We start from the raw sequence: 17,305 nt of genomic DNA, 5'->3' as shown, positions 1-17,305 counted from the left end.
GCCCGGTTACATTCCGAACCCGGAAGCTAAGCCTTTCAGCGCCGATGGTACTGCAGGGGGGACCCTGTGGGAGAGTAGGACGCCGCCGAACAAATCTTCAACGCTGGTCCCTGAACTTCGGTTCGGGGGCCAGCGTTTTTTTGTGCCCGCTTACCTCGCGTTCATGTGGCAAGAGGACGATCCGCTGTCATGAGGATGACAGGAGAGCTCAAGTCTGCCGGTGTCGCGACCGGTGACGAGGTGATCGTGCCGGCCTACGACAGCGGCGAGTTGGCCCGGGCCGTCGTCGCCGCCGGGGCGGTGCCTGTGTTCGCCGACATCGATCCGCTCACCTACTGCCTGGCCCCGCAGGCCGTCCACCAGGTCGTCACGGTCAGGACCGCCGCTGTCATCCTCGTACACCGCTTCGGGCATCCGGTCGATGCCGCCGGGTTTGCTCAACTCGCCTCCGGGCGCGGGGTGTTGGTCCTTGAGGAGGAGGAGCGCGCCGGCCTTGGCGGGGATGTGGCCCAACGGCGGGAGCGGGCCCGGTATTTGAGCCGACGGCTCGTCGGTGTGGAGACACCCGCGCCTGCCGAGGGGCACCGCTATCAGCGGTACGTCGTGCGGGTGCCCGGCAACGGGAGGCCCGACCGGGACGCGTTCGCGCGGCTGTTGCGGCGGCGCGGGGTCCAGTGCGAGGTGCCCGTGCCCATTCCCGTACACAGGATGCGGGAGTTCCGGCGGGACGGGTGGGTGCTTGGTGAGACCGAGCGGGCTGCGGACGAGACGCTCGCGCTGCCTTCGCTCGACGGGCTTTCCGAGGCGGAATTGCGGCGGTTGGTGTCCGCCTGCAACGCGCTCGGCGGGCTGCTGCAACCCGCATAGCCGGAACCGGTGACCGTGGTTCGGAACACCGTCTGATTCGGGGTATGCTTTATCTCGTTGGTGAGGGGGAAACCCTGAAACAACAACAGGCCCCTATAGCTCAGTCGGTAGAGCGTCTCCATGGTAAGGAGAAGGTCTGCGGTTCGATTCCGCATGGGGGCTCGGTAATCCGAAAGGCCCCGCCCATTGGGCGGGGCCTTTCGCGTACCCTCTCGCGGTTACCGCTTGGCCTGCTCCGGGATGCGCATGGACAGGATCGCCATGTCGTCGGAGGCAGGTTCGGCGGCGAAGCGCTCGACCGCTCGCAGCACGCGTGCCGCGACCGCGCCCGCCGTCAGGCCCGTGCACGAGGCGAGGACATCCGTGAGGCCGTCGTCGCCGAGCATGCGGGTGCCCTCGCGGCGCTCGGTGATGCCGTCGGTCACGCACAGCAGGACGTCGCCCGGGTCGAGGGTGATCGTCTGCTCGTACAGCTCCAGGTCCTCCATCACGCCGAGCAGGGGCTGCGGGTCGGCGGCCGGTTCGACCGTGCCGTTCTGGCGCAGGCGCAGCGGGAGCGGGTGGCCGGCGCAGACGATCTTCAGGATGGCGCTGCCGTCTTCCTGGGGCCACAACTCCCCGTAGAGGAGCGTCAGGAAGCGGCTGCGGGCGCCCTCGTCGAGGATCGCCGCGTTCAGGCGCTCCAGCACTGCGGGGCCGCCGAAGCCCTCGCGGGCGAGCAGGCGCAGGGCGTGCCGGGCGAGGCCGGTGACCGCGGCGGCCTCCGGGCCCGTACCGCAGACGTCGCCGATGGCGAAGCCGTACGCGCCGTCCCGGATCGGGAAGAGGTCGTAGAAGTCGCCGCCGACCTCGTTGCCCTCGCCGGCCGCACGGTAGATCACCTCGACCTCGACGCCCGGGATCTGCGGAAGGCCCGGCGGCAGCAGGGAGCGCTGGAGGGAGCGGCTGATGGCCATGCGCTCGGAGTACAGGCGCGCGTTGTCGAGGGCGAGGGCGGCCCGGCGCGAGAGGTCCTCGGCGAGTTCGAGGATCTCCTGACGGAAATGGTCGTCCGACGGTTTGCCGAGTGTCAGCATGCCGATGACGCGATTGCGGGCGACGAGCGGGAGTACGACGGTCTCGCCGCCGACCGCGGCCGCCGTCGACAAGGTGGTGCCGAGGCCGCCGCCCGTGTGGGGGCTGCCGGAACGGTTGAGGTCGCGCATCGAGACGCGGAGCGCGGCCTGGTGGGCGGCTTCGCCGGGGGCGGTCCAGACGCGGGCGCCGGGGGTGGGCACCGGCTCCGGCGGGTTGATCTTGGAAAGGAGGGCCTTGAGGCCGTCGATGCGCTCCTCGTCCTCGTGGAGCACGTAGGAGAGGTACGGGTCCGAGGCCTGGTCGGCGATCGTGTAGACGGCGCACCAGGTGGCCAGGGTGGGGACGGTCATCTGGGCCATGAGGGCCAGCGTCTGGTCGCGGTCCAGGGTGCCGGCGAGCAGGTCGGAGGCCTCTACGAGGAAGCTCAACGAGCCTCTTCGCAGGCGTTCCAGCTCGCCCAGGCGGGCCGATTCGACGGCGAGCGCGATGCGGTCGGCGGCGAACTGGAGGCGCAGGGCCTCCTCGTTGGAGTAGCGGCCGGGGGATTCGGCGGCGACGCCGAGCGAGCCGGTGAGGCGGCCCTCGACCTTGAGCGGGACGGTGACGACCGAGCGCATGCCGGTGCTTTCGAGCAGCGGTACGGCGCCGGGCACCGCCGCGAGATCCTCGTGGACGGCGGGCATGCGCGCCGAGCCGTACCGTCCGGTGCCGGCCTCGACGGGGACCCGCGCGAAGCGCTGGCGGGCCGAGGGGAGGCCGGTGGTGGCCCGTACTTCCAGTTCGGTCTCGTCGTCGGTGGCCAGCAGCAGGAAGGCGGAGTCGCCGTCCAGCATGTCCCGGGCGCGCTCCACGGTGCGCTGGAGCAGGCCGTCGAGGTCGTCGGGGGCGGGGGAGCCGATGAAGACCTCGAACGGGTCGACGTTGCGGTTCTCGCCCAGCGTGGCCGGATCGGTGGCGGGCTGGCGTACGGGGGACTGCAGGACCGCCCGCTCGTCGTCGCGCACGAGCAGGCAGACCGTGGACGGCTCGCCCTCGGTGTCGCGGACCCTGAGGTGCGAGGCGTACACCGGGACGACGCGGCCGTCGGCTCCCCTTATCCCGTACGTGCCTTCCCAGCGCGAGAGCTGGAGGGCCTCGACGATGCCGGTGGAGGTGCCGGGGGTGTGCGGCCAGGCCGCGAAGTCGGTCAGCGCCTTGCCGGTGACCTGCTCGGAGGGGTAGCCGAAGAGTTCCTCGGCGTCCTCGTTCCAGGCGCGGACAGCGCCGGAGCGGTCGATCTGGACGACCGCGACGCGGACTCTGCCGTCGGTGACGGGGAGCAGCGCGGTCGGTAGGGCCGGGCCGGCGGAGCGGGTGCCGACGGGGCGGTTGGGGAGGTCGAGCTGGAACCAGACGTTTTTTCTGGTTGGCGTGTACTCGACGCCCCAGCGGGAGGCGAGGGCGGCGCAGAGCAGCAGGCCGCGGCCGTTCTCGCGGTCGGGTCCGGCGATGTCGGCGGGGCAGCCGAGGAGCGGAACCTCACGTTCGGGATAGCGGTCGGCCACTTCGACGCGTACGCCGTCGTCGGAGCGCAGGCACAGGACGTCCGCCTTGGTGCCGGCGTGGACCACCGCGTTGGTGACGAGCTCGCTGGTCAGGACGACGGCGTCGTCCACGACGTCTGCGTAACCCCACCCCTGGAGGGTGTCCCGGACGAAGGCGCGGGCGGTCGCGACCGACCGCCCGACAGGGTCGAAGCTGGCTGCCGCCCGCGCGGTGATCACAGAACTCCTCGTACGCGTCTCGTCGCCCGGATTTCCTTGCCGGGGCTCCGGAACGTGCTCTCCGGGAATCAACAGTCCCATGTCGGCCCGCCCCCTCCGGTGTCCCGTGGTCGTCCTTTGTGCCGCCCTCCCCCAAGCTTTACCGAGCAGAAGGGTATAAACCGCCCCCATGCCGGGCGGACCGGGGCGGTTGGACAGCCGGAAGCCAGGTTACTTACCTTCGCTGTCCGAGCGGATGCCGGTCACCAGTGTTTCCGCCCTCCGTGGGCGGGGACGGATATGCGAAGCTGCCGAACTGTTATGGCCTGGTTCGGCCATGGTGAAACACTGGGCATGCTTCCGGAGACAGCCCGGGCAGTGCGGTCAACCCTTGCGGGAGGGACACGGTGGAGTCTGGCGCAGCGGCGCGGGGCGTAAGCACGCGCGCGAAAGACGATCAGCCCCGGACTCAACAGGCCCGGAGTTCCAAGCAGCGTGGGAGCAACGGCACGACCGAGGTGGACACGGCGGCGCTGCAGCGGCTGCTCGCGGCCCTCGCGTCGATGCGGGACGGGAATTTCCGCAAACGCCTGACGGTGTCCGGTGACGGGGTGATGACGGAGATCGCGGCCGTCTTCAACGAGGTCGCGGACCGCAATCTGCACCTGACCGGCGAGATCGCCCGGGTGCGCAGGATGGTCGGCCGCGAGGGAAAGCTGACCGAGCGGCTGGAGAACGGAGCCTGCGAGGGCTCCTGGGCGGCCGCGATCGACGCCTCCAACGCGCTGGTGGACGATCTCGCGCGGCCGGTCTCGGAGGTCGGGCGGGTGCTCTCGGCGGTGGCCGAGGGCGATCTGGAACAGCGCATGGACCTGCGTTCACACGGCAGTGACGGCGCCGAGCGGCCGTTGCGCGGGGAGTTCCTCAAGGTCGGGCGGACCGTCAACAACCTGGTCGACCAGCTGTCGGCCTTCACCGATGAAGTGACACGGGTCGCTCTTGAGGTCGGTACGGAGGGCAAGCTCGGCGGTCAGGCCCAGGTGCGCGGTATGTCCGGTTCCTGGAAGGATCTGACGGATTCCGTCAATACGATGGCGTACCGGCTGACGGCACAGGTGCGTGACATTGCTCTCGTCACCACCGCCGTTGCCAAGGGTGATCTGTCGCGCAAGGTCACCGTGCATGTGGCCGGCGAGATGCTCCAGCTGAAGAACACCGTCAACACGATGGTCGACCAGCTGTCCTCCTTCTCTTCGGAGGTGACCCGCGTCGCCCGGGAGGTGGGCACCGAGGGCGAGCTCGGCGGACAGGCGCAGGTGCCGGGCGTGGCCGGGGTGTGGAAGGACCTCACCGACTCCGTCAACGTGATGGCGACGAACCTGACCGCCCAGGTGCGCGGCATCGCCCAGGTGACCACGGCCGTGGCGAGCGGCGACCTGTCGCAGAAGGTCACGGTCAACGCACGGGGCGAGGTCGCGCAGCTCGCCGAGACCATCAACCAGATGACCGAGACGCTGCGTACGTTCGCGGACGAGGTCACCCGCGTCGCCAACGAGGTCGGCGCGGAAGGGCTCCTCGGCGGGCAGGCGCAGGTGCCCGGGGCGGCGGGGACGTGGAAGGACCTGACGGATTCCGTCAACACCGTGTTCCGCAACCTGACGACCCAGGTGCGGGACATCGCGCAGGTGACGACGGCGGTCGCCAGTGGTGACATGACGCAGAAGGTCACCGTCGATGTCGCCGGCGAGATGCTGGAGTTGAAGAACACCGTCAACACGATGGTGGACCAGCTCCAGTCGTTCGGCTCCGAGGTGACCCGGGTCGCGCGTGAGGTCGGCATCGAGGGCCGGCTCGGCGGGCAGGCGGAAGTGCCCGGGGCGGCGGGGACGTGGAAGGACCTGACGGATTCCGTCAACACCGCGTTCCGTAACCTCACCGGTCAGGTGCGGGACATCGCGCAGGTGACGACGGCGGTCGCCAACGGCGACCTGTCGCAGAAGGTCACCGTCGATGTCGCGGGCGAGATGCTGGAGTTGAAGAACACCGTCAACACGATGGTGGCGCAGCTGTCGTCGTTCGCCGACCAGGTCACGCGGATGGCGCGGGACGTGGGCACCGAGGGCCGCCTCGGCGGCCAGGCGCGCGTCGACGGCGTCTCGGGCACCTGGAAGGAACTCACCGACTCCGTCAACTTCATGGCGGGAAACCTGACTTCACAGGTGCGTCAGATCGCCCAGGTGACGACGGCGGTGGCGCGGGGTGACCTGTCGCAGAAGATCGACGTGGACGCCCGCGGCGAGATGCTGGAGCTGAAGAACACCATCAACACGATGGTCGACCAGCTCTCCGCGTTCGCCGAGCAGGTCACCCGGGTCGCCCGAGAGGTCGGCACCGACGGCCGGCTCGGCGGGCAGGCACAGGTGCCGGGCGTGGCCGGGGTGTGGCGCGACCTGACCGACTCCGTGAACGGCATGGCCGGCAACCTCACGGCCCAGGTGCGCAACATCGCCCAGGTCGCCACGGCGGTCGCCCGGGGTGACCTGTCGCAGAAGATCGACGTGGACGCCCGCGGCGAGATCCTGGAGCTGAAGAACACCCTCAACACGATGGTCGACCAGCTGTCCAACTTCGCCGAGCAGGTCACCAGGGTGGCCCGTGAGGTGGGCACCGAGGGCATCCTGGGCGGCCAGGCCGAGGTGCAGGGCGTCTCCGGCACCTGGAAGGACCTCACGCAGTCCGTCAACTTCATGGCGAACAACCTGACTTCACAGGTGCGCAACATCGCCGAGGTGACGACGGCGGTCGCCGAGGGCGACCTCTCCAAGAAGATCACCGTCGACTCCAAGGGTGAGATCCTGGAGCTGGTGACCACCGTCAACACGATGGTCGACCAGCTGTCCAACTTCGCCGACGAGGTCACCCGCGTCGCCCGCGAGGTGGGCACCGAGGGCATTCTGGGTGGTCAAGCCCGGGTGCGCGGGGTCACCGGCATCTGGAAGGACCTCAGCGACAACGTCAACCTGATGGCCGCGAACCTGACGACCCAGGTGCGCAACATCTCCCGGGTCTCGGCGGCGGTCGCCAACGGAGACCTCACCAAGAAGGTGACGGTCGAGGCGCGCGGCGAGGTCGCCGAACTCGCCGACACCGTCAACACCATGGTGACGACGCTGTCCTCGTTCGCCGAGCAGGTCACCAAGGTGGCCCGTGAGGTGGGCACGGACGGCATCCTGGGCGGCCAGGCCCGGGTGCCCGGCGTCTCGGGGACGTGGAAGGACCTCACCGAGTCGGTGAACTCCATGGCCGACAACCTCACCGGTCAGGTGCGGCAGATCGCCACCGTCACCACCGCCATCGCCCAGGGCGACCTCACCAAGAAGATCGACATCGATGCGCGCGGCGAGATCCAGGAGCTGAAGAACACCATCAACACGATGGTCGACCAGCTGTCCTCGTTCGGCCAGGAGGTCACCCGGGTCGCCCGCGAGGTGGGTACCGAGGGTCAGTTGGGCGGTCACGCCCGGGTGCGCGACGTCGACGGAACGTGGCGCGACCTCACCGAATCGGTGAACGAGATGGCCGGGAACCTGACCCGGCAGGTCCGCGCGATCGCGGCCGTCGCGACCGCGGTGACCCGCGGCGACCTCAACCTGAAGATCGACGTGGACGCGGCGGGCGAGATCCAGGCCCTCCAGGACAACATCAACACGATGATCGCCAACCTGCGCGACACCACCGTCGCGAACAAGGAGCAGGACTGGCTCAAGGGCAACCTGGCCCGCATCTCCGGTCTGATGCAGGGCCGCCGCGACCTCGACGACGTGGCCTCGCTGATCATGACCGAGCTGACGCCGGTCGTCTCCGCGCAGCACGGCGCGTTCTTCCTGGCCATGCCGACGGGCGGCACCCCGGAGGTCAGCGGGGAGGGTGACGGCTCGTACGAGCTGCGGATGCGCGGGAGTTACGGGTACTCCTCCGGGTCCATGCCGACCTCCTTCCGGCCCGGTGAGACGCTGATCGGCACGGCCGCCGAGGAGAAGCGGACGATCCTGGTGGAGAACGTGCCACCGGGCTATCTCAAGATCTCCTCCGGGCTCGGAGAGGCGCCGCCCGCGCACGTGATCGTGCTGCCGGTGCTCTTCGAGGGGAAGGTCCTCGGCGTGATCGAGCTGGCGTCGTTCCAGCCGTTCACGCACATCCAGAAGGACTTCCTCAACCAGATCGCCGAGATGATCGCGACCAGCGTCAACACCATCTCGGTGAACTCCAAGACGGAGGTGCTGCTCAAGCAGTCGCAGGAGCTCACCGAGCAACTGCGCGAGCGTTCGGCCGAGTTGGAGAACCGTCAGCGGGCCCTTCAGGCCTCCAACGCCGAGCTGGAGGAGAAGGCCGAGCTGCTCGCCCAGCAGAACCGCGACATCGAGGTGAAGAACACCGAGATCGAGGAGGCCCGGCAGGTCCTGGAGGAGCGCGCCGAGCAGCTGGCCGTCTCCATGCGCTACAAGTCCGAGTTCCTCGCGAACATGTCGCACGAGCTGCGTACGCCGCTCAACTCCCTGCTCATTCTGGCCAAGTTGCTCGCCGACAACGCGGAGGGCAACCTCTCGCCGAAGCAGGTCGAGTTCGCCGAGACGATCCACGGGGCGGGCTCCGACCTGCTCCAGCTGATCAACGACATCCTCGACCTCTCCAAGGTCGAGGCGGGCAAGATGGACGTCTCGCCGACCCGGATCGCGCTGGTCCAGCTGGTCGACTACGTGGAGGCGACGTTCCGGCCGCTCACCGCGGAGAAGGGCCTCGACTTCTCGGTACGGGTCTCGCCCGAGCTGCCCGCGACGCTCCACACCGACGAGCAGAGGCTGTTGCAGGTGCTGCGCAACCTGCTGTCGAACGCGGTGAAGTTCACCGACAGCGGCGCCGTCGAGCTTGTCATCCGCCCGGCCGGCTCCGACGTCCCGCACGCCATCCGGGAGCAGCTCCTGGAGGCGGGCTCGCTGCGCGACCCCGACGCCGACCTGATCGCGTTCTCGGTCACCGACACCGGTATCGGGATCGCGGCCAGCAAGATGCGGGTCATCTTCGAGGCGTTCAAGCAGGCGGACGGCACGACCAGCCGCAAGTACGGCGGCACCGGCCTCGGCCTGTCCATCAGCCGCGAGATCGCGCGGCTGCTCGGCGGCGAGATCCACGCGGCGAGCGAGCCGGGCCGCGGCTCCACCTTCACCCTCTATCTCCCGCTGCAGCTGAGCGAGTTGCCCCCGCAGGGCTATCCGCAGCTCGCTCCCGGCGGCATGGAGGGCGCGGCGGGGCTCGCCATCGAGGCCGCACGCCCGGAGCTCGCGCAGCACAACGGCGGGCCGCAGTCCGGGCCGGGAGTCTCCCAGCCGGGCACGGCCGGGCTCTTCCGGAGGCGCCGCAAGGCGCTCGGCGCGGACGGTCAGAGGGAGTCCGCGATGACCGGGCAGTCCGTCGGCACCGGCGAGAGCTGGGAGGCGACCGAGCCGGAGCGGGCCCCCGCGCGGACGTTCCACTTCGCCGGCGAGAAGGTCCTGATCGTCGACGACGACGTACGCAACGTCTTCGCGCTCACCAGCGTCCTTGAGCAGCACGGGCTTTCGGTGCTGTACGCGGAGAACGGGCGGGAGGGCATCGAGGTCCTCGAACAGCACGAGGACACCGCGGTCGTCCTGATGGACATCATGATGCCCGAGATGGACGGCTATGCGACGACCTCGGCGATTCGCCGGATGCCGCAGTTCGCCGGACTGCCGATCGTCGCGCTGACCGCGAAGGCGATGAAGGGGGACCGTGAGAAGGCCATCGAGTCCGGTGCTTCCGATTACGTGACCAAGCCGGTCGACCCGGACCATCTGCTCTCTGTGATGGAGCAGTGGATGCGGGGGAAGTGATCGTCCGCTGTACGAATCCCCGGGCGTTGCTGACTGACTGTGGCCGAAGGCGTGTGAGGCGGCGGTATTCGGGGAACCTTCTGGTCTCCCACTGCGTTTCTGCTACGTGCACAGTGACATCGCGGTGACAGGGTGTGGCGACAGGCGGGGTGCGGCTACCATGACCGGCACAAGGACGGGCGACGCAAGGGAGTCGTCCCCTGGGGCGGCGCCCGGTGCACTGCCGGGGCGAGGAGGACGGGCCATGGTGCAGAAGGCCAAGATCCTCCTGGTCGATGACCGGCCGGAGAATCTGCTGGCGCTGGAGGCCATCCTCTCTGCGCTCGATCAGACACTGGTGCGGGCATCGTCAGGGGAGGAAGCGCTCAAAGCGCTGCTTACGGACGATTTCGCGGTCATTCTGCTGGACGTCCAAATGCCTGGAATGGACGGGTTCGAGACCGCCGCGCACATCAAGAGGCGCGAGCGGACTCGGGACATCCCGATCATCTTCCTCACGGCCATCAACCACGGCCCCCATCACACGTTCCGCGGCTACGCGGCGGGCGCCGTGGACTACATCTCGAAGCCGTTCGACCCCTGGGTGCTGCGCGCCAAGGTGTCGGTCTTCGTCGAGCTGTACATGAAGAACTGCCAACTGCGGGAGCAGGCGGCCCTGCTGCGGCTCCAGCTGGAGGGCGGCACCCACGGCGGCGCGGCCAAGGAGTCGGCGGGTCTGCTCGCCGAACTGTCCGCGCGGCTCGCGGCAGTTGAGGAGCAGGCCGAGGCGCTCTCCAAGCAGCTCGACGACGACTCCGCCGACGCCGCGGCCGTCGCCACCGCCGCCCACCTGGAGCGCAAGCTCACCGGTCTGCGGCGGGCGTTGGACGCCCTGGAGCCTGGCACCGGCGGCGCGCCCACCCTCCCTTCGCAGAATTGACGACCGGGTTTCTGACGCCGCATCTGGCTGACATGGCGTCAGAAACCTTGGGGCATACGACACGGACGGGTGAAGCCGTAGGCACACGTGTCCACCGCCGCCGACCCAGGTAACCTCAGCACCATGGCCTCACGTACGTCCGGCAAGGGTTCCCAGGGCACGGCGGGCACCGCGAAGCGCACCGGCCGTACCCCGGCGAAGAAGGCTGCGCCCGCGAAGAAAGCCGCGGCCCCCAAGGCGCCCGCGAAGAAGACCGCACCGAAGAAGGCACCCGCCAAGAAGGCAGCGGCGCCCAAGCCCGCCCCCAAAGCGGCGCCGTCCCCGACCGGCGGCGTGTACAAACTCGTACGCGCCGTCTGGCTCGGGGCGGCCCACGGGGTGGGCGCGATGTTCCGCGGAATAGGACGCGGCGCCAAGGGACTCGACCCGGCCCACCGCAAGGACGGCGTCGCGCTGCTGCTGCTCGGCCTCGCGCTGATCGTCGCCGCCGGCACCTGGTCGAACCTGCGCGGCCCGGTCGGCGACCTCGTACAGATGCTGGTGACCGGCTCGTTCGGCAGGCTCGACGTGGTGGTGCCGCTGCTGCTCGGCGCCATCGCGATCCGGCTCATCCTCTACCCCGAGAAGCCCGAGGCCAACGGGCGGATCGTCATCGGCCTGTCCGCGCTCGTCCTCGGTGTCCTCGGCCAGGTCCACATCGCGTGCGGCTCGCCCGGCCGGGGCGAGGGCACCGACGCCATGCAGGACGCGGGCGGCCTGATCGGCTGGGCCTCGTCCAAGCCGCTCGAATTCGCGCTGGGCGACGTGCTCGCGGTGCCGATGCTCGTGCTGCTCACGGTCTTCGGGCTGCTCGTGGTCACCGCGACACCGGTCAACGCCATCCCGCAGCGGCTGCGGCTCCTCGGCGTCAAGCTCGGCGTCCTCGAACCCCTCCCGGACGAGGCGGGCGAGGAGGACCTGTACGACGACGAGTGGCGCGAGGCCGAGCCCGCGCCCCGCGCCCGGCGCCGCCCCGCCACCCCGGTCGAGCAGGCCCCGGAGCGGGCCGAGGAGGAGGCGCTGCGGCGCCGCAAGCCCCGGCGCACCTCGGTGCAACCGGCGTTCGAGAACGGCCTCGACCCGGTCGACGTGGCCGCCGCCGCGGCCGCGGCGCTCGACGGCGCCGTACTGAACGGCCTGCCCCCCTCGCCCGTCGTCGCCGACCTCACCCAGGGCGTCTCCGTCGAACGGGACCGCGGGCAGGCCACCCCCCTGCCGGCCGCCCGCGCCGCCGAGGCCGAGGCGCAGGCGGAGCCCAAGGCGCCGAAGGCCACGCCGGGCGCCCTGCCCGTCGTACCGGATCTGACGAAGTCCGCGCCCTCGTCCGCCGAGCCGCTGCCCCCGCGCGCCGAGCAGCTCCAGCTCGCCGGGGACATCACCTACGCGCTGCCCTCGCTGGACCTCCTGGAGAAGGGCGGGCCAGGCAAGACCCGCAGCGCTGCCAACGACGCGGTCGTCGCCTCGCTGCAGAACGTCTTCATGGAATTCAAGGTCGACGCCACCGTCACCGGGTTCACGCGCGGCCCGACGGTCACCCGGTACGAGGTCGAGCTCGGTCCTGCCGTGAAGGTCGAGCGGATCACCGCCCTCGCCAAGAACATCGCGTACGCGGTCGCCAGCCCGGACGTGCGGATCATCTCGCCGATTCCGGGGAAGTCGGCTGTCGGCATCGAGATTCCCAATACCGACCGCGAGATGGTCAACCTCGGCGATGTGCTGCGCCTCGCGGACGCGGCCGAGGACGACCATCCGATGCTGGTGGCGCTCGGCAAGGACGTCGAGGGCGGCTACGTCATGGCCAACCTCGCCAAGATGCCGCACGTCCTGGTCGCGGGAGCCACCGGTTCCGGAAAGTCTTCGTGCATCAACTGCCTCATCACTTCCGTGATGGTGCGAGCCACGCCCGAGGACGTCCGCATGGTGCTCGTCGACCCCAAGCGCGTGGAGCTGACGGCGTACGAGGGCATTCCGCACCTCATCACGCCGATCATCACCAACCCGAAGCGGGCCGCCGAGGCGCTCCAGTGGGTCGTGCGCGAGATGGACCTGCGCTACGACGACCTCGCGGCGTTCGGTTTCCGCCACATCGACGACTTCAACGAGGCGATCCGCAACGGCAAGGTGAAGCTGCCCGAGGGCAGTGAGCGCGAGCTGACGCCCTATCCGTACCTCCTGGTGATCGTCGACGAGCTCGCCGACCTGATGATGGTCGCGCCGCGCGACGTGGAGGACGCGATCGTCCGCATCACCCAGCTGGCCCGCGCTGCCGGCATCCACCTGGTGCTCGCCACCCAGCGGCCCTCGGTCGACGTCGTCACCGGCCTGATCAAGGCGAACGTGCCCTCGCGGCTCGCGTTCGCGACCTCCTCCCTGGCCGACAGCCGGGTCATCCTCGACCAGCCGGGCGCCGAGAAGCTGATCGGCAAGGGCGACGGCCTGTTCCTGCCCATGGGAGCGAACAAGCCGACCCGGCTCCAGGGCGCCTTCGTCACCGAGGACGAGATCGCGGCCGTCGTCCAGCACTGCAAGGACCAGATGGCCCCGGTCTTCCGGGACGACGTCACGGTCGGCACCAAGCAGAAGAAGGAGATCGACGAGGAGATCGGCGACGACCTGGACCTGCTGTGCCAGGCCGCCGAGCTGGTGGTCTCCACCCAGTTCGGCTCGACGTCGATGCTCCAGCGCAAGCTCCGCGTCGGCTTCGCCAAGGCGGGCCGGCTCATGGACCTGATGGAGTCGCGCAACATCGTCGGCCCGAGCGAGGGCTCCAAAGCGCGGGACGTTCTGGTCAAGCCGGACGAACTCGACGGAGTGCTGGCGGTGATCCGGGGGGAGGCTCCCTGAGTGTGGCGGGGAGCGAAATGGGGTAGATGGATGGGCTATCGGCGGTCAGAATCGGTCGGCTGACAGCCGACCGGCCCAAACAGCACTCGTACGGGATCCCCGAGCAACCGTTTCCCTTGGCCGTACGTCAAGTTGAGGGGGACGTGGAAACAAATGTGGTCAGCGTTCCGCTGTCAGGGGCGAGGCCATACCGATGGCGTACAAACTCCGCTCTCCCGGTTGCCCCACTCTTTCGTACCCCCCCTAGACTGAACATCCAGCAGGTGGCTCACGCTCGAAAGGCGCCCCCGTGTCCATCGGCAACTCTCCCGAAGACGACCGGCCTTCGATCGCAAACGACGGGCCATCGATCGGCCGTGCCCTTCAGCAGGCCCGTATCGCCGCCGGACTGACGGTCGACGAGGTCAGTTCCACCACGCGGGTGCGCATCCCCATCGTGCACGCGATCGAGCAAGACGACTTCTCGCGGTGCGGCGGTGATGTGTACGCGCGCGGCCACATCCGCACGCTCGCCCAGGCCGTCGGCCTCAACCCTGACCCGCTGGTCGCCGAGTACGACGCCGGTCACGGCGGCCGTCCCGCGCCCACCCCCGCGGCCCCCCTGTTCGAGGCGGAGCGGATCCGGCCCGACCAGCGCCGGCCCAACTGGACCGCCGCCATGGTCGCCGCGATCGTCGTGGTCGTCGGATTCGTCGGCTTCACGATGTTCGGCGGCGGCAGCGACAAGGGCAAGGGCGGCACCTCCGTCGCCGAAGGCCCCGCCCAGCAGAAGCCGCCGGCGGCGTCGACCAGCCCTGCCCCGCCCAAGCCCCCCGCCCCCAAGCCGACCCCGACGCCGTCCGACAGTGCCATCGCGGCGGTCCCGGCCGACAAGGTCACCGTCAAGGTCACCGCGATCAACGACAAGAGCTGGATCTCGGCCAAGGACCACAACGGCAAGATGCTCTTCGACGGCCTGCTCCAGAAGGGCGAGGGCCAGACCTTCCAGGACGGCCAGCAGGTCGACCTGATCCTCGGCAACGCCGGGGCGATCGAGCTCTACGTCAACGGCAAAAAAATCGACAGCAAGTTCCAGGACGGCCAGGTCGAGCGCCTGAGCTACACCAAGGGCGACCCCCAGGTCGGCTGACGCCCCGGGCCCACGACCCTCGCGGCGGGGGCGTGGGCCAGGACAAAGTAGTCTTGAGTCCATGCCCGAACGCCGCACCGTCGCCCTTGTCACTCTTGGCTGCGCCCGTAACGAGGTGGACTCGGAGGAGCTCGCAGGCCGCTTGGCAGCGGACGGCTGGGAGCTCGTCGAGGACGCATCGGACGCGGACGTCGCCGTCGTCAACACCTGCGGATTCGTCGAAGCCGCCAAGAAGGACTCCGTCGACGCCCTCCTCGAAGCCAACGATCTGAAGGATCACGGCAGGACCCAGGCCGTCGTCGCGGTCGGCTGCATGGCCGAGCGGTACGGCAAGGACCTCGCCGAGGCGCTGCCCGAGGCCGACGGAGTGCTCGGCTTCGACGACTACGCCGACATCTCCGACCGCCTCCAGACCATCCTCAACGGCGGCATCCACGCCTCGCACACCCCCCGCGACCGGCGCAAGCTGCTGCCGATCAGCCCGGCCGAGCGGCAGGGCGCCCCCGACGTGGCGCTGCCCGGGCACGCGCAGGACACCGCCCCCGAAGACCTCCCCGACGGTCTGGCGCCCGCCTCCGGGCCGCGCGCCCCGCTGCGCCGCCGGCTCGACACCAGCCCGGTCGCCTCCGTGAAGCTGGCCTCCGGCTGCGACCGTCGCTGCTCGTTCTGCGCCATCCCCTCCTTCCGCGGCTCGTTCATCTCGCGCCGCCCCAGCGACGTCCTCGGCGAGGCCCGCTGGCTGGCCGAGCAGGGCGTCAAGGAGGTCATGCTGGTCTCCGAGAACAACACCTCGTACGGCAAGGACCTCGGCGACATCCGGCTGCTCGAAACACTGCTCCCGGAGATCGCGGCGGTCGACGGCATCGAGCGGGTACGGGTCAGCTACCTCCAGCCCGCCGAGATGCGGCCCGGCCTCATCGATGTACTGACGTCGACCGAGAACGTCGTGCCGTACTTCGACCTCTCCTTCCAGCACTCGGCGCCCGGCGTGCTGCGCGCGATGCGGCGCTTCGGCGACACCGAGCGCTTCCTCGAACTGCTCGACACGATCCGCGCCAAGGCGCCGACGGCCGGTGTGCGGTCCAACTTCATCGTCGGCTTCCCCGGTGAGACCGAGGACGACTTCAAGGAACTGGAACGCTTCCTCACGGCCGCCCGCCTCGACGCCATCGGCGTCTTCGGCTACTCCGACGAGGAGGGCACCGAAGCGGTCGGCTACGAGAACAAGCTGGATGCCGACACCATCGCCGAGCGGCTCGCGCACCTGTCACGGCTCGCCGAGGAGCTCACCGCGCAGCGCGCCGAGGAGCGCATCGGCGACACCGTGCGCGTCCTGGTCGAGACCGTCGACGAGGAGGACGGGGCCGTCGGCCGCGCCGAGCACCAGGCGCCCGAGACCGACGGCCAGGTGATCTTCACCGAGAGCGCCGGTCTTGCGCCCGGCCGTATCGTCGAGGCCAAGGTGGTCGGTACCGAAGGTGTCGACCTGGTGGTCGAACTGCTTGACGGGGTTGAGGAGGCGGGCAGATGACCGGAGTCCCGGCATCGGCGGCGGGCGGTACCGGCCGGGCGCCGGCGCCCGGCGGCAAGCTGGGCGCTGCGGCCGTCAACCAGGCCAGCCTCTGGAACATCGCCAATATCCTCACGATGATCCGGCTCGTGCTCGTGCCGGGCTTCGTCATGCTGCTGTTCGCGGACGGCGGATACGACCCGGGGATGCGGGCGTGGGCCTGGGCGGCCTTCGCCGTCGCCATGATCACCGACATCTTCGACGGGCATCTGGCGCGCACGTACAACCTGGTCACCGACTTCGGGAAGATCGCCGACCCGATCGCCGACAAGGCGATCATGGGAGCCGGGCTGATCGGCCTCTCGCTGCTCGGCGATCTGCCGTGGTGGGTCACCGGAGTCATCCTGTTCCGGGAACTCGGGATCACGCTCATGCGTTTCTGGGTCATCAGGCACGGAGTGATTCCGGCCAGCCGCGGTGGCAAGCTCAAGACCCTCGCCCAGGGCACCGCGACCGGGATGTACGTCCTGGCGCTGACGGGTCCGCTGGCCACCCTGCGCTTCTGGGTGATGGCGGTCGCGGTGGTGCTGACGGTCGTCACGGGGCTCGACTACGTGCGCCAGGCGATGGTGCTGAGGCGCAAGGGACTTGCCGCGCAGCGCTCCGCCGGAGGCTCCGCGTCGTGAGCGAGGCGGCCCGGGTTCTGCGTCTGCTCACGGAGCGTGACCAGACGCTTGCGGTGGCGGAGTCCCTGACGGGCGGCCTGGTGGCCGCCGAGCTCACTTCGGTGCCCGGCGCCTCGCGCGTTTTCCGCGGTTCGGTGACGGCCTATGCGACCGAACTGAAGCGGGACGTCCTGGGCGTCGACGCGACCCTTCTGGCCGAGCGCGGGGCGGTCGATCCCGACGTCGCGCTGCAGATGGCGGCCGGGGTGCGCGAGGTGCTCGGGTCGAGCTGGGGGATCGCGACCACGGGCGTGGCGGGCCCCGAACCGCAGGACGGCCAACCGGTCGGGACGGTATACGTTTCGGCCGTTGGTCCGGCCGGAGCCAAGAAAACCGTCGCATTGCGGTTGAACGGCGACCGGGCGGAAATTCGTATGGAGAGTGTACGCAGCGTGCTCGAACTGCTCTCCAGTGAACTCCGCGAGGATGAGCGGGCACAGGATACGGAACAGAACGGGGGGATTTGATGTTTGCAGCCCTGAGTGAACACGACATCGCTCCCCGCACGGCCGCGGCGCGAGGCGGTACGGTGGGGCGTGAAGGA

At 69.5% G+C, this 17,305-nt stretch carries 9 protein-coding genes, 1 tRNA gene and 1 rRNA gene; 10 read left to right on the top strand and 1 reads right to left on the bottom strand.

Annotation, left to right across the window (positions count from 1 at the left end):
* From rrf to ACWC2B_RS28750, 3 genes are all read left to right on the top strand, one after another.
* Window positions 1–91, top strand: a 5S ribosomal RNA gene (rrf, locus tag ACWC2B_RS28760); the annotation flags it as partial.
* A gap of 98 nt (window positions 92–189) precedes the next feature.
* Window positions 190–867 carry a DegT/DnrJ/EryC1/StrS family aminotransferase gene (locus ACWC2B_RS28755; protein WP_450721584.1) on the top strand — a complete coding sequence of 226 codons (678 nt, stop codon included), beginning with the start codon at window positions 190–192 and terminating at the stop codon, window positions 865–867.
* 89 nt (window positions 868–956) lie between these two features.
* Window positions 957–1,029, top strand: a tRNA-Thr gene (locus ACWC2B_RS28750).
* Window positions 1,030–1,085: 56 nt separating this feature from the next.
* Here ACWC2B_RS28750 and ACWC2B_RS28745 read toward each other — a convergent pair.
* Window positions 1,086–3,788 carry a SpoIIE family protein phosphatase gene (locus ACWC2B_RS28745; protein ID WP_450721582.1) on the bottom strand — a complete coding sequence of 901 codons (2,703 nt, stop codon included), beginning with the start codon at window positions 3,786–3,788 and terminating at the stop codon, window positions 1,086–1,088.
* Between the two features lie 305 nt (window positions 3,789–4,093).
* Between ACWC2B_RS28745 and ACWC2B_RS28740 the strand changes: the two genes are divergently transcribed.
* The 7 genes from ACWC2B_RS28740 to ACWC2B_RS28710 all read left to right on the top strand — a co-directional run bounded on the left by ACWC2B_RS28740 (window position 4,094) and on the right by ACWC2B_RS28710 (window position 17,228).
* Window positions 4,094–9,595 (top strand): HAMP domain-containing protein, encoded by a 5,502-nt coding sequence (locus tag ACWC2B_RS28740; RefSeq protein ID WP_450721580.1) that lies wholly within the window; start codon window positions 4,094–4,096, stop codon window positions 9,593–9,595.
* A 244-nt stretch (window positions 9,596–9,839) separates the two neighbouring features.
* Window positions 9,840–10,514, top strand: coding sequence for a response regulator (locus ACWC2B_RS28735; protein WP_344379412.1), 675 nt, complete (start codon window positions 9,840–9,842; stop codon window positions 10,512–10,514).
* 123 nt (window positions 10,515–10,637) lie between these two features.
* A complete protein-coding gene (locus ACWC2B_RS28730; protein WP_450721577.1) occupies window positions 10,638–13,397 on the top strand; it encodes a DNA translocase FtsK in 2,760 nt (919 codons plus the stop codon).
* Between the two features lie 289 nt (window positions 13,398–13,686).
* Window positions 13,687–14,526, top strand: a complete 840-nt coding sequence (locus ACWC2B_RS28725) for a helix-turn-helix domain-containing protein (protein ID WP_450721575.1) — start codon at window positions 13,687–13,689, stop codon at window positions 14,524–14,526.
* Window positions 14,527–14,587: 61 nt separating this feature from the next.
* Entirely contained in the window at window positions 14,588–16,057 is a 1,470-nt protein-coding gene (gene rimO, locus ACWC2B_RS28720) for a 30S ribosomal protein S12 methylthiotransferase RimO (protein ID WP_450721573.1), read from the top strand.
* On the top strand, window positions 16,054–16,722 hold the full coding sequence (gene pgsA / locus ACWC2B_RS28715; protein ID WP_450721571.1) for a CDP-diacylglycerol--glycerol-3-phosphate 3-phosphatidyltransferase: 669 nt from the start codon (window positions 16,054–16,056) through the stop codon (window positions 16,720–16,722). Before rimO ends, pgsA begins: the two co-directional genes overlap by 4 nt.
* On the top strand, window positions 16,719–17,228 hold the full coding sequence (locus ACWC2B_RS28710; protein WP_450721569.1) for a CinA family protein: 510 nt from the start codon (window positions 16,719–16,721) through the stop codon (window positions 17,226–17,228). Before pgsA ends, ACWC2B_RS28710 begins: the two co-directional genes overlap by 4 nt.
* Window positions 17,229–17,305 lie beyond the last annotated feature (77 nt).

Source organism: Streptomyces sp. NPDC001415 (genome assembly GCF_053597395.1).
This window is presented reverse-complemented; position numbering and strand designations above follow the sequence as displayed.